The organism is Colwellia sp., assembly GCF_013214175.1.
In the GTDB taxonomy this organism is placed as follows: domain Bacteria; phylum Pseudomonadota; class Gammaproteobacteria; order Enterobacterales; family Alteromonadaceae; genus Colwellia.
Map to the genome: position 1 here is coordinate 22,988 of NZ_JABSPA010000002.1, position 12,503 is coordinate 35,490.

The following is a 12,503-nucleotide window of genomic DNA, read 5'->3' on the forward strand; positions in this document are numbered from 1 at the left end:
TGTGTTATGTCTCTAACTATTTTTCAACAAACGGATCATACCCTCGATGCTATTGGACTACGCTGCCCAGAGCCAGTAATGATGGTGCGTATGAATATTAGAAAAATTGCTAGCGGCGAAACTTTATTAATTAAATGTGATGACCCTTCTACCGCTAGAGATATTCCAAGCTTTTGTCGTTTCATGGAACATGAACTTCTGGCCAAGCAGACCGATACTCTGCCTTTTCTCTATGTTATAAAAAAAAACTAACAAGCACTTAACTTTTTATTACCAAGTTGTAAGTAAGTATTTCCACACGGAACTTTCTCTTAAATGTACTGCCTTAAACGGGACAGCTAGTGATAGCTAATACATACATGGAGTAAAACACAATGGTAAAACCTAGTAATAATAAGTTTCTTTCCCTGCTACAAAGTAATAAGCAGCTTCTGCTTTTTATTTTATTAATGTCGGTATTTCGTAGTGCAGTTGCTGACTGGTATTCAGTGCCTAGCGGCTCAATGCAACCCACCATTCAAGTCGGTGACCGCATAGTGGTGAATAAAATGGCTTACGACTTACGGCTACCTTTCACTGATATAACATTAATTTCTATTAATACTCCACAACGTGGTGAGATAGTAGTATTTGAATCGAAAGCGGCTGATCTTAGATTAATTAAACGTGTCGTGGGTCTACCTGGTGATATCGTATCAATGACTGATGAAGTACTTAAAATCAACGGCCAGCAGCTAGCTTTTGAACCTTCGCGTAAAATCAAATTACCGCAAGGCTCACCAGCAGTAATCACAGCAACAGAAAACTTAGGCGCCATCCAACATCGGGTAAGTATTGATAACAACGCCAGTAATAGGCTGAGTAACTTTGCCCCAATAAAAGTACCTGCGGGACATTATTTGGTGTTAGGTGACAATCGTCGTCATAGTGCAGACTCTCGTGTTTATGGCTTTGTCCCTCATCATGAGTTACGAGGCAAAGCTACAGCAATTGCCTTTTCTGTTGATTACGATAATTATTATCTGCCCCGAGCACAACGCTTCTTCCAAGACCTTTATAATATTTAGTATAACTTCCAAAAATAAATCCCCAACCTCGTTTAAGGCATGGGGATTTATATTTTAGTTTTTTTACTACCGCTATGCGGGAACTTGGACTTTTTTCAGCATAACAAAGAGTGCATCTTTTAGTTTAAGCCTTTGCTTCTTTCTTCCCTCTAAATATTGATCACTAGTGTTCTCAACGCCTTGTTCAATACGATTAACCTCTTGGTCAACTTCATGATAGTCCTTAAATAGTCTAGCAAAGTGATTATCATTCATTTTCAGGTAATGTATTTCATCTGTTAAATTTGGAAATTCGTGGTGTAAATCATGCTTCTCTAATGTCATTCTCTGCTCCAAAAGTTATTTAAAAATCGGTTTATAGTGCACAATTAATGCACTTCGTTGTATAAGGTATTGCCGACAATCTGTCTGGGTTAATAAGCTCATCACACTCAGCACAGTGTCCATATAAACCTTCAGCTATTCGTTGTAATGCTGACTTGACTAAAGTTAGCTCTAATTTTGCTTCGTGATGAATTTCATCGAGGACATCGTCATTTTCGGTTTCGGTTGCTTGTTCAGCGAAGTCCTGCGAGCGTCCTTTATGGAAGTCAGCTTCTATCGCAGCAATTCGCTTGGTTAGCTGCGTTTTTTTGTTTTCCAATAATATCGTTATCTCTTTACTTGGCATTAGTAGCTCCTTATTGGTCAGTATCTATATCAGCTCTTATATTTACCTTACGCTTATCTATTTTCTTGTTGTTGATCTAGCTCAAATTATTCACGTCATTATTAATATTAGTAGTTATCAAATTTTAGACATAAAAAAAGGCCATGTTGCCATGACCTTTTATCAATATTTTTATCTGGTTTATTACTGAAGCACTGAAATATCAGCGATAGCAAAGAAACTATTTCTAATTTCATTCAGCAATGTTAAACGGTTAATTTTAACCGCTTCATCATCACTCATTACCATAACGTTATCAAAGAAAGTGTCTATTGGTGCTTTAAGTTGTGCTAACTCAGTTAAAGCTGCTTGGTAATTTTTGTCAGCCATTAACGGCGCTACTTTTAAGCTTATCTCTTGGTAGATACTAGCTAGATCTTGCTCTGCTTGTTCCGTTGCTAAATCTTGATTGAATGCTTGATATAGCTCACCATCAAATTTTGCTAAGATATTACCGACACGTTTATTGGCCGCAGCAAGTGTCGCCGCTTCAGGTAGCTCACCAAAGAAAGTAACCGCTTTAATACGCTTTTCAAAATCAAGTGGCGCACTTGGCTTTTTCGCTAATACCGCTTGGATAACATCAACACTGATGCCCTGTTCTTGATAAAAGGCGCGGAAGCGACCCATAATAAAATCAAGCACATCGCTGGCGGTATTCTCATTAACTAATTTATCACCGAATAATTCGATACTTTTTTTAATCAATGCGGATAGGTCTAAATCGAGCTGCTTTTCGATTATGATACGAATACTACCAATGGCAGCTCTTCGTAGCGCAAATGGGTCTTTATCACCCTTAGGTGCCTGATTAATGCCAAAGATGCCTACTAAGGTATCAATCTTGTCACTGATGGCAACTGCACAGCCAATATTAGCTTCTGGTAAAGTATCACCAGCAAAGCGTGGACGGTATTGATCTTCCAATGCTTGGGCAATATTTTCATTTTCACCATCATGTAAAGCATAGTACTTACCCATAGTGCCTTGCACTTGTGGAAACTCTAAAACCATTTCGGTCATCAAATCCGTTTTACTGAGTAAACCAGCACGATACGCATCTTGGGCATTCTCATTTAATTGCTCGGCAATGAACTGAGATAATGTCGCAATTCGTTCAGACTTTGCTTTCAATGTACCAAGTTGTTTTTGAAACAATACTGATTCAAGGCTGTCTAGTCTTGATTCTAAGCTTTGCTTTTTATCTGTTTTAAAGAAGAATTCAGCATCCGCTAAGCGTGGACGAATAACTTTTTCATTACCAAATACCACTGTATTTGGCTCTTTAGATTCAATGTTAGCAACAAATATAAACTTATTAACCAATTGACCTTTGTGATCGGTAACTGGGAAATATTTCTGATGATCTTTCATCGAGTATATTAACGGCTCTGCAGGAACATTTAAGAAGTCTTTATCAAATGTGCCTACTAAAGTAACAGGCCACTCAACCAGTGCTGTGACTTCGTTTAGTAACTCTTCATCAATAAGGGCAACCGCATCAATGTCTTTAGCAACTTGTTTTATTTGAGCAACAATTTTGCTTTGTCTTTGCTCAAAGTCGACTTCTACATAAGCTTTGGCTAGTTCTGCTTGATAATCATTAGCATGATTAAGGGTTACTAAACCTTCGTGATGAAAGCGATGGCCTTGTACTTGGTTACTTGAACTTACTCCAAGGGCTTCACCAGCAATAATTTTACTACCAAATAACATAGTTAAGGTGTGCACAGGACGAATAAACTGAATACGCTCTGCTCCCCAGCGCATTGGCTTAGCAATAGGTAGCTTATTCAATGCCGTAGTTACCATCGCTGGTACTAATTCAGTAACTGATTTACCGGCTACTGTGGCACGGTGAAGTAACCACTCACCTTTATCTGTTACTAGACGCTCAGCTTGCTCAACTTCAATACCATTGGATTTTGCCCAACCTTGTGCGGCTCTGCTGGCATTACCGGCCTCATCAAAAGCAACATTCACTGCTGGGCCACGCTTCTCTACGGTTTTATCTTGTTGTTTATCAACTAAATCAAAAACTTGTACCGCTAAACGGCGTGGGGTAGCAAACCATTTAATATCGCTATAGGCTAAATCATGGCTATCAAGCTGGCTTTTAATATTGTCATAGAAAGCTATCGCTAATGTTTTTAATGATTTTGGTGGTAACTCTTCTGTACCAAGCTCAATAAGGAGTGTTTCAGTAGTCATTATTTCTCTCCTTTAGCTGAAGCTTGTGTAGTACTGGCTTCATTATTCTTACATAATGGAAAACCAAGCTCTTCGCGTTTCTGGTAGTAGGCTTGTGCCACTGCTTTCGATAAGGCACGTACACGTAAGATATAACGCTGACGTTCAGTCACAGATATTGCATGACGAGCATCAAGTAAGTTAAAGGCATGTGATGCCTTCATAACTTGCTCATAAGCAGGTAATGGTAAGTTAGCTTCAATTAGTTTTTGGCTGTCTTTCTCACACTGATCAAACTGCTTAAATAATGCATCAACATCTGCGTGCTCAAAGTTATAAGTAGATTGCTCCACTTCATTTTGATGGAAAATATCACGGTAATAGATAGTCCCTAATGGGCCGTCAGTCCAAACAAGATCATATATACTATCGACATTTTGAATGTACATAGCTAAGCGTTCAAGGCCGTAAGTAATTTCACCGGTAACTGGCGTACACTCTAAGCCACCTACTTGTTGAAAATAAGTAAATTGAGAGATCTCCATACCATTAAGCCAAATTTCCCAGCCTAAGCCCCAAGCACCTAATGTCGGAGATTCCCAGTTATCTTCGACAAAGCGAATATCATGTACTAGCGGATCTACACCTAACTCTTTTAATGAGTTGAGGTAAAGCTCTTGAATGTTCTTAGGAGACGGTTTTAACATCACTTGAAATTGATAGTAATGCTGTAAGCGATTTGGATTTTCACCATAACGACCATCCGTTGGGCGACGGCAAGGTTGTACATAGGCACTGCTGATTGGCTCTGGGCCAATTGAGCGTAAGAAAGTCATTGGGTGGAAGGTACCTGCCCCAACTTCTATATCAAGAGGTTGCACTAATACACAACCCTGACGTGACCAGTAATCTTGCAATTGCAAAATTAAGCCTTGAAAAGTTTTACTATTGTAAGTTGTCATGGTGTTCTAATTCACTTTTGTCTTATTTAATGCCAAACGGATTAATTGAGCAAATAATATTTGCGGGAAATTATCTTGCGTTTTTTACGGGTGACGATTATAGCTTTTTTAGAGTATTTATCCTACAAAAATGCCCGGACATGAAGACCGGGCATCTTATTTTACCTTTAACAATAACTATACATCTAAGTTTGAAACTCTTAAGGCATTATCTTCTATAAATTTCCTACGCGGTTCTACATGATCACCCATTAAGGTAGTAAACAGTTGATCAGCAGCAATGGCATCTTCGATTGTTACCTGTAACATACGGCGCGTATCAGGATCCATGGTAGTTTCCCAAAGCTGTTCAGGGTTCATTTCCCCTAGCCCTTTATAACGTTGTATGTATTGACCACGTTTCGACTCTGCCATCAACCAAGTCAAAGCTTCATCAAAGCTTTCTACAGGGTTAACTTTATCGCCACGTTTAACGTAAGCCCCTTCTTCCATCAAGCCATTAATTGCCGAGTTTAGTGACATAATTGCCGCGAACTCTTTTGATTGTAAAAATTCATAACTACAATGGTATTCTTTATCAATACCATGCTGTCTGACAATAAAGTTCGGATAATATATATTACGCTCTAGATTATGCTTTACTTCAGCTTGATAGATTGAGCCGTTACCATCTTGATTTTCTAGTTGCGTAATTAGATCTTTGGTCCACGCTTGCACTTTAGTTTCGTCAGTAAAGTCTTCCGCTGTGATAGTGCTGCTATAAATCATTTTTTCTAAAATATCAGCAGGCATCTGTCTAGATAGGCGCTTAACTATATCCATAGTCTTGCGATATTGATTTACTAACTGTTCTAAGCCAGCACCCGATATAGCCGGTGCATCTTCATTAACATGAATTGAGGCATGGTCGAGTGCTAGTGTTGTTAAGTACTCGGTTAGACCTTCATCATCTTTAATGTAACGCTCTTGCTTACCTTTTTTCACTTTATAAAGTGGAGGCTGGGCAATAAAAATATGGCCACGTTCCATAATTTCTGGCATTTGACGATAGAAGAATGTTAATAATAAAGTACGGATGTGAGAACCATCGACATCGGCATCGGTCATGATGATAATACTGTGATAGCGTAACTTTTCAGGGTTATATTCATCACGGCCAATACCACAGCCTAGTGCTGTTATTAGCGTGCCAACTTCCTGAGAAGATATCATCTTATCAAAACGTGCTTTCTCAACGTTAAGAATTTTACCTTTCAACGGTAATATGGCTTGGTTTTTACGATTACGTCCCTGCTTGGCTGAACCACCAGCAGAGTCTCCTTCCACAATATATATTTCAGATAAAGCAGGATCTTTTTCCTGACAATCAGCTAGCTTACCCGGTAAACCGGCGATATCTAACACACCTTTACGACGGGTCATTTCACGGGCTTTACGAGCAGCTTCACGGGCTCTTGACGCATCAACTATTTTCATAATGATGGTGCGCGCAATTGAAGGGTTTTCTAACAGGTATTCACCTAGCTTTTCGCCCATCGCTTGTTCTACTGCAGTTTTCACTTCAGATGAAACAAGTTTATCTTTGGTTTGTGACGAGAATTTTGGATCAGGCGCCTTAACCGAAATAACCGCAGTTAAGCCTTCACGGGCATCATCACCCGTAGCATTCATTTCATTGCCACCTTTTTTACCCTTATTAAGGCCTTCTTTAGACATATAAGAGTTAAGTGTTCTGGTTAGTGCTGTTCTAAAGCCACTTAGATGAGTACCACCATCCCGTTGAGGAATGTTATTGGTAAAACAGTGAATACTTTCTTGAAAACCATCATTCCACTGCATTGCTACTTCAACAATAATACCGTCTTCACGCTCTAAATCGAAATAAAATATCTCTTCGTTAACGGCTGTTTTATTGGTATTTAAATAATTAACAAAGGCTTGTATTCCACCTTCGTAGCAAAACAACTCTTCTTTACCTTCTTCTCGTTCATCAATTAAGCGTATTGAAATACCTGAATTTAAGAAAGATAACTCACGGATACGTTTAACTAAAATATCATAGTGAAATAACACATCAGTAAAGGTATCGGTACTTGGCCAGAAACGAACTTCAGTACCCGTTTTATCACTTACACCAACTTCTGCCAGTGGCGCTTCCGCAACACCTATATGATAAAACTGTTCAAACAACTTACCGCCGCGACGAATGTTTAACTTAAGTTTTGAGCTTAAGGCATTTACCACTGAAATACCCACACCGTGAAGACCACCGGAAACTTTATAACCTGAGTCTTCACCACCGAACTTACCACCGGCATGTAAAACAGTCATAATAACTTCAGCGGCAGAGATACCTTCCTCTGGATGAATATCCGTCGGAATGCCACGTCCATCATCGCGCACAGATACTGAACCATCTAAATGAATCTTTACCACAATTTCAGAACAATGCCCTGCTAATGCTTCGTCGATTGAGTTATCTAGAACCTCAAAAACCATATGATGTAAACCAGTGCCATCATCCGTGTCACCTATATACATACCAGGTCTTTTTCGTACTGCATCAAGTCCTTTTAGTACTTTAATACTGGACGAACCATATTCATTTTCTACTGTCATAGTTTTAGCCTACTCAATCATTACTGAATTATTCACAGGTAATATAACACCATGTTTCACGTGAAACATATGATAATTATTATTGTCGCTACCCTTATTATTAATAACACTAAGGTCATTTATAAAAGGTTGTAGCACACTTTCCTCTATTGCCGTGATTACCACTTGGCAATCTAATTTACTCGTTGCATTTGATAAAGCATGCCTTGAATTACTATCTAACTCAGCACCTATATCATCAATAAGTAAAATTGGTTTTACTCGCTTAACTCTTGCAATCAATTTAGCTTGTGCAAATGTTAATGCCAATAAAAACAACTTTTGTTGCCCTCTTGAAAGCTGGCTTTCTAACGGCTGCTTTGCAATGAGGAATTTCACATCAAATTTATGTGCACCATATAAGGTGTAACCGTAAGCTTGCTCTCTTTCATGACTATCATGAAGAGCTTCAAGCAAAGACTTTTTTTGTGGCCAGCCCTGTAAATACTGTACAGTCACTTTATCAGCTATATTAGGTAATAAGATAGCCAACCAATAAGGTAGCTCTGCAATTAAACCTGCTACATAATGTGATCTTATCTGGGCAACATTTTCCGACAACTGACAAAAAATATTTGTCCAGTAATCTAAGGTGGAATCATCTAAGTGATTTCTAAGACAAGCATTTCTCTGCTTAAGCACTCGGTTAAATTCACGCCACTGTTTGGAAAAGTCATGTTTCACGTGAAACATACCTAAATCAATAAAGCGTCGACGTTCTTTTGGCCCACCAAAAAAAAGCTTAAAACTTTCTGGGGTAACTATTTGTACTGCGATATTTTTGGCTAGCTCAGATAATCTAGCATGTCGCTCACCGTTAATCTTTATTAACGTAAGACCTGAATCTATATTTTTACTAAGACCAAGTTGTAAATCATTATCGTCTTTAATACTAACAACAAAGTTATCGCTCTCGTAACTTGCTAGATGCTCAAGTTTAGTGGTTCGAAAAGACTTTCCGTGACCAATAAAAAAGATAGCTTCTAGTAAGCTACTTTTACCACTACCATTATCTCCAACAAAGAAATTAAGCTTAGGATGAAGATCTATAGCTACCGATGATAAATTCCTAAAATTATAAGTCGTAAGTTTGGCAACACTCATCAGTAGATATAATAACTTTATTGAAAACTATAAACGCATCGGCATAACGACGTAAAGCGCTTCGCCATTATTACTACCTTCGATAACAACACTACTATTAGCATCAGCCAAAGTAAATTTAACTTGCTCATCTTTAATAGCGCTCAATACATCAAGTACATAACTTACGTTAAAACCGATTTCTAAATCACCGTATGGGAAATGGATTTCAATTTCTTCTTCCGCTTGTTCTTGCTCAGGATTATTCGCTGTTATTTTTAAATTTGATTCAGAGAAATTTAGACGTACACCTTTAAATTTTTCATTCGATAATATTGATGCACGTGAAAGTACCTGACGTAACGCATCCTTATTAGTTTCAAAAACCTTATCACCATTACGAGGTAATACACGACGATAATCAGGAAAACGACCATCGACTAATTTGCTGGTAAAAGAAAATTCAGTATCAATAATACGTATATGGTTAGTGCCTAAGAATATTTTTACTGACTCATCAACCGGAGCGAGTAAACGAATAATCTCTAAAATACCTTTACGCGGCACGATAACTTGTCTGGCCGGTAAAGCGAGCGTGTCGTTTGAAATTTTACAGATAGCCAGACGATGACCGTCGGTAGCCACTGAACGAATTTCATTGCCTTCACATTCAATGGACATACCATTCAAATAGTAACGCACATCTTGGTTGGCCATGGAGAAATGTGTACTTTCAATTAGGCGTAAAAATTCAGACTTTAACAGCTTAAATTCAACATCGCCCTGCCATTCCTCTATATTAGGAAAGTCGACCGCTGGTAACGTTGACAACGAATAACGACTACGACCAGACGATAACTTTATCGTTTCATCAATGGACTCAAAAGAAATTAATGAGTTATCAGGTAAACTTTTACAGATATCTAATAATTTCCGGGCAGGAATAGTAAGTTTGCCATCATCACCTTGATTATCAACATTTGCATAAGCAACCATTTCTAACTCTAAGTCTGTCGCTGTCAGAGTAAGTGATTGACCACTTATTTCAAAAAGTATATTACTTAGAATGGGTAAAGTGCTTTTTCGCTCTACGGCACCAGAAACCAATAATAATGGTTTAAGTAATAATTCCCTATTCAATGAAAACTTCATTTTGTTACCTGCTTAAATGCTAGTATTTTTATTTTATACAAAGGTTAAGACGAAAGTGTTCTGATCAAATTAGAATAATCTTCTTTAATATCATGCGTTTCTTCGCGTAAAGATTTAACTTTTCGACAAGCATGTAAAACAGTTGTGTGATCTCGGCCACCAAAAGCATCACCAATTTCAGGTAAACTATGATTAGTTAATTCCTTAGATAATGCCATGGCAATTTGGCGAGGTCGAGCAACTGAACGATTTCGTCGTTTTGATAACAGATCCGCTATTTTAATTTTATAATATTCAGCAACTGTGCGTTGGATATTATCGATAGTCACTAATTTATCTTGTAGTGCTAATAAATCACGTAATGCTTCACGGACGAAATCGATAGTAATAGCACGCCCAGTGAAATTCGCGTTCGCAATAACACGATTTAATGCCCCTTCCAATTCTCGGACATTAGAGCGTAAGCGTTTAGCGATGAAAAAAGCAACTTCATCTGCTAGATTGATTTGGCTCTCTTGCGCCTTACGTTTTAAAATAGCAACACGCGTTTCAAGCTCTGGAGGTTCAATGGCTAATGTTAAGCCCCAGCCAAAACGAGATTTCAACCTGTCATCAACACCATTAATTTCTTTTGGATAACGGTCACTAGTTAAAATAACCTGTTGATTTCCCTCAAGTAAAGCATTAAAAGTATGAAAAAACTCTTCCTGGGTTCGCTCTTTACCAGCAAAAAATTGAATATCGTCAATGAGTAATGCATCAACAGATCGGTAGTATTGTTTGAATTTTTCCATAGCATTATTTTGTAATGCTCTAACCATATCTTGGACAAAACGTTCTGAATGCATATAAGCAATTTTAGCATTGGGATTTTTAAGTAAAATACCGTTGCCAACTGCGTGTAATAAATGTGTTTTACCTAAGCCGGTACCACCATATATAAATAAAGGGTTGTAGGCCGTGCCAGGATTATCTGCAACTTGCGAGGCCGCAGCACGAGCAAGTTGATTCGATTTACCTTCAACAAAATTATCAAAAGTGTAATTTAATCGAATATTGGTTTTTTTAGGTATATTACTTTCAGGCTCTGCAACTTGAGGAGCAAGAATAGATTTAGCAAACAGACTTTCGTTACCCGTAGTTCTTGCGGCTATAGAAATATTATTAACAACCGGTTTACTGCCAACATCAAAACGCAGCAATAATGGATTATTAGCTTCATTAATGGTGAGAAGTTCATTAATTCGATTGACGTATTTATCTCTAACCCAGTCAAGAACAAAACGGTTTGGTGCATATAAAGTCATAACATTGTCATTAACAACGCATTGCAAGGGCCGGATCCACATGCTGAATTGCTGAGCAGGCAATTCTTCTTGCAGAACAGAGAGGCATCGTTGCCAAGGGGAATGATCCAACCAAAACTCCAGTAGTTACTAGGTAATTATTTTTCTGAGGGCTATTATCTATTGAGTTATCCACAAGTGCAATATTGACTTTTAACTATTCTACACTTTTTTCATTCATCTACAGCTAACACACTGTTAATATGACGTATAACGCAACATTACCAACAAAAAAAACTCTGCTTTTTATTGGTGATTTTCTCTTTAAATGAGCATTTAACAGAATTAGTTATTCAGATGGCTAAACTGCAATGTGATAAAACTGTGAATATAATTGCCAATAGCAATAAAGATCACGATGATCCTCTAGTTTAAAACCAATGATCATTATGAAAACAGCTCACATAAATGATTGACAATTGCTCTATTAAGCTTTACTATTCTGCCTCTTTTTTTAGACCAGTGTGCTCAAAAGGCTTTTTCGCCAGGGCAACAACAACCGACGGATTAGCGTAATGAAAAGAACATTTCAACCTAGCATACTCAAGCGTAAGCGTAACCACGGATTCCGTGCTCGCATGGCAACTAAAAACGGCCGTGCTGTAATAGCTCGTCGCCGTGCCAAAGGCCGTGCAAGCCTTAGCGCATAATATCAAACCTTGTTTACAATTTTTGATATAAGGTAGTCAGACTATGGCTACTTACAAATTTAATCGGGAGTCACGTTTGTTGACTCCCGGTCATTTTCAGACAGTTTTTTCTAAACCTGTCCGTTTTGGCTCTCGCCACTTTACTTTATTAGTAACACTAAAACCTCATACTCTCGTCTCTGATAAAAATAATTCAGTTGCCAAAAACCGTTTAGGCTTAGCTATTGCCAAAAAACGCGTAAAACTTGCTGTACAACGAAATCGCATAAAAAGGCAAATCAGAGAAAGCTTCCGTCTTAATCAACATGATTTACCTGCTATCGATATAGTCGTTATGGTAAAGTCAGGCATTGATCAACTTGATAACAATACGATAAATCAAGAATTAGAGAAGATATGGCGAAAAATAATTCAACGCCACAAAAGCTAGTAATTACCGGAATAAAAGGCTATCAACGCTTTATTAGCCCGTTACTAGGTCCTAATTGTCGATTCACTCCAAGCTGCTCTGCCTACGCTACTGAAGCAATTAATCGCTTTGGTGTGATAAAAGGTGGTTGGTTAGCAAGCAAACGTATATTAAGATGTCATCCGCTCAATGAAGGCGGCGAAGATCCTGTACCACTAGATAAAAAGAATAAATAGCCCGCTCGACTAAAAGAGTGTTGGTTATCAAGCTAACGTAT

General features: G+C 38.1%; 13 protein-coding genes. 5 read left to right on the forward strand and 8 right to left on the reverse strand.

Going from position 1 to position 12,503, the window contains the following annotated elements; genetic code table 11:
* Window positions 1-6 precede the first annotated feature (6 nt).
* Window positions 7-252: a sulfurtransferase TusA gene (gene tusA / locus HRT55_RS03295; protein ID WP_291618868.1), complete on the forward strand. Its 246-nt coding sequence runs from the start codon at window positions 7-9 to the stop codon at window positions 250-252.
* Between the two features lie 122 nt (window positions 253-374).
* Entirely contained in the window at window positions 375-1,067 is a 693-nt protein-coding gene (gene lepB / locus HRT55_RS03300; RefSeq protein ID WP_291618870.1) for a signal peptidase I, read from the forward strand.
* A 72-nt stretch (window positions 1,068-1,139) separates the two neighbouring features.
* Here lepB and HRT55_RS03305 read toward each other — a convergent pair whose 3' ends face one another.
* The 8 genes from HRT55_RS03305 to dnaA form a co-directional block, all read right to left on the reverse strand.
* The gene (locus HRT55_RS03305; RefSeq protein WP_291618872.1) at window positions 1,140-1,391 is read right to left on the reverse strand and encodes a YdcH family protein; all 252 of its coding nucleotides are present in this window, start codon (window positions 1,389-1,391) and stop codon (window positions 1,140-1,142) included.
* A gap of 31 nt (window positions 1,392-1,422) precedes the next feature.
* Window positions 1,423-1,737: a TraR/DksA family transcriptional regulator gene (locus HRT55_RS03310; RefSeq protein WP_291618874.1), complete on the reverse strand. Its 315-nt coding sequence runs from the start codon at window positions 1,735-1,737 to the stop codon at window positions 1,423-1,425.
* A gap of 183 nt (window positions 1,738-1,920) precedes the next feature.
* Window positions 1,921-3,987, reverse strand: a complete 2,067-nt coding sequence (glyS, locus tag HRT55_RS03315; RefSeq protein WP_291618876.1) for a glycine--tRNA ligase subunit beta — start codon at window positions 3,985-3,987, stop codon at window positions 1,921-1,923.
* The gene (gene glyQ, locus HRT55_RS03320; protein ID WP_291618878.1) at window positions 3,987-4,928 is read right to left on the reverse strand and encodes a glycine--tRNA ligase subunit alpha; all 942 of its coding nucleotides are present in this window, start codon (window positions 4,926-4,928) and stop codon (window positions 3,987-3,989) included. The genes glyS and glyQ overlap by 1 nt, the downstream gene beginning before the upstream one ends.
* A gap of 177 nt (window positions 4,929-5,105) precedes the next feature.
* The gene (gene gyrB, locus HRT55_RS03325; protein WP_291618880.1) at window positions 5,106-7,547 is read right to left on the reverse strand and encodes a DNA topoisomerase (ATP-hydrolyzing) subunit B; all 2,442 of its coding nucleotides are present in this window, start codon (window positions 7,545-7,547) and stop codon (window positions 5,106-5,108) included.
* A 9-nt stretch (window positions 7,548-7,556) separates the two neighbouring features.
* The gene (gene recF / locus HRT55_RS03330) at window positions 7,557-8,690 is read right to left on the reverse strand and encodes a DNA replication/repair protein RecF (protein ID WP_291618882.1); all 1,134 of its coding nucleotides are present in this window, start codon (window positions 8,688-8,690) and stop codon (window positions 7,557-7,559) included.
* 27 nt (window positions 8,691-8,717) lie between these two features.
* Window positions 8,718-9,821 (reverse strand): DNA polymerase III subunit beta, encoded by a 1,104-nt coding sequence (gene dnaN / locus HRT55_RS03335; protein WP_291618884.1) that lies wholly within the window; start codon window positions 9,819-9,821, stop codon window positions 8,718-8,720.
* Window positions 9,822-9,865: 44 nt separating this feature from the next.
* Window positions 9,866-11,239 (reverse strand): chromosomal replication initiator protein DnaA, encoded by a 1,374-nt coding sequence (gene dnaA / locus HRT55_RS03340; protein ID WP_291618885.1) that lies wholly within the window; start codon window positions 11,237-11,239, stop codon window positions 9,866-9,868.
* Window positions 11,240-11,682: 443 nt separating this feature from the next.
* Here dnaA and rpmH point away from each other — a divergent pair, with 443 nt between their 5' ends.
* The 3 genes from rpmH to yidD are packed head-to-tail and all read left to right on the forward strand — an operon-like array spanning window position 11,683 to window position 12,462.
* Complete coding sequence (rpmH, locus tag HRT55_RS03345; protein WP_019028786.1) at window positions 11,683-11,817, forward strand: 50S ribosomal protein L34; 135 nt, start codon at window positions 11,683-11,685, stop codon at window positions 11,815-11,817.
* A 43-nt stretch (window positions 11,818-11,860) separates the two neighbouring features.
* Complete coding sequence (gene rnpA, locus HRT55_RS03350) at window positions 11,861-12,247, forward strand: ribonuclease P protein component (RefSeq protein WP_291611234.1); 387 nt, start codon at window positions 11,861-11,863, stop codon at window positions 12,245-12,247.
* The gene (gene yidD / locus HRT55_RS03355) at window positions 12,214-12,462 is read left to right on the forward strand and encodes a membrane protein insertion efficiency factor YidD (protein ID WP_291611232.1); all 249 of its coding nucleotides are present in this window, start codon (window positions 12,214-12,216) and stop codon (window positions 12,460-12,462) included. The genes rnpA and yidD overlap by 34 nt, the downstream gene beginning before the upstream one ends.
* The last annotated feature ends 41 nt before the right edge of the window (window positions 12,463-12,503 follow it).

Coding starts and splice junctions, on each gene's coding strand:
- tusA (WP_291618868.1), top strand. CDS start 7: ATGTCTCTAACTATTTTTCAACAAACGGATCATACCCTCGATGCTATT.
- lepB (WP_291618870.1), top strand. CDS start 375: ATGGTAAAACCTAGTAATAATAAGTTTCTTTCCCTGCTACAAAGTAAT.
- HRT55_RS03305 (WP_291618872.1), bottom strand. CDS start 1,391: ATGACATTAGAGAAGCATGATTTACACCACGAATTTCCAAATTTAACA.
- HRT55_RS03310 (WP_291618874.1), bottom strand. CDS start 1,737: ATGCCAAGTAAAGAGATAACGATATTATTGGAAAACAAAAAAACGCAG.
- glyS (WP_291618876.1), bottom strand. CDS start 3,987: ATGACTACTGAAACACTCCTTATTGAGCTTGGTACAGAAGAGTTACCA.
- glyQ (WP_291618878.1), bottom strand. CDS start 4,928: ATGACAACTTACAATAGTAAAACTTTTCAAGGCTTAATTTTGCAATTG.
- gyrB (WP_291618880.1), bottom strand. CDS start 7,547: ATGACAGTAGAAAATGAATATGGTTCGTCCAGTATTAAAGTACTAAAA.
- recF (WP_291618882.1), bottom strand. CDS start 8,690: ATGAGTGTTGCCAAACTTACGACTTATAATTTTAGGAATTTATCATCG.
- dnaN (WP_291618884.1), bottom strand. CDS start 9,821: ATGAAGTTTTCATTGAATAGGGAATTATTACTTAAACCATTATTATTG.
- rpmH (WP_019028786.1), top strand. CDS start 11,683: ATGAAAAGAACATTTCAACCTAGCATACTCAAGCGTAAGCGTAACCAC.
- rnpA (WP_291611234.1), top strand. CDS start 11,861: ATGGCTACTTACAAATTTAATCGGGAGTCACGTTTGTTGACTCCCGGT.
- yidD (WP_291611232.1), top strand. CDS start 12,214: ATGGCGAAAAATAATTCAACGCCACAAAAGCTAGTAATTACCGGAATA.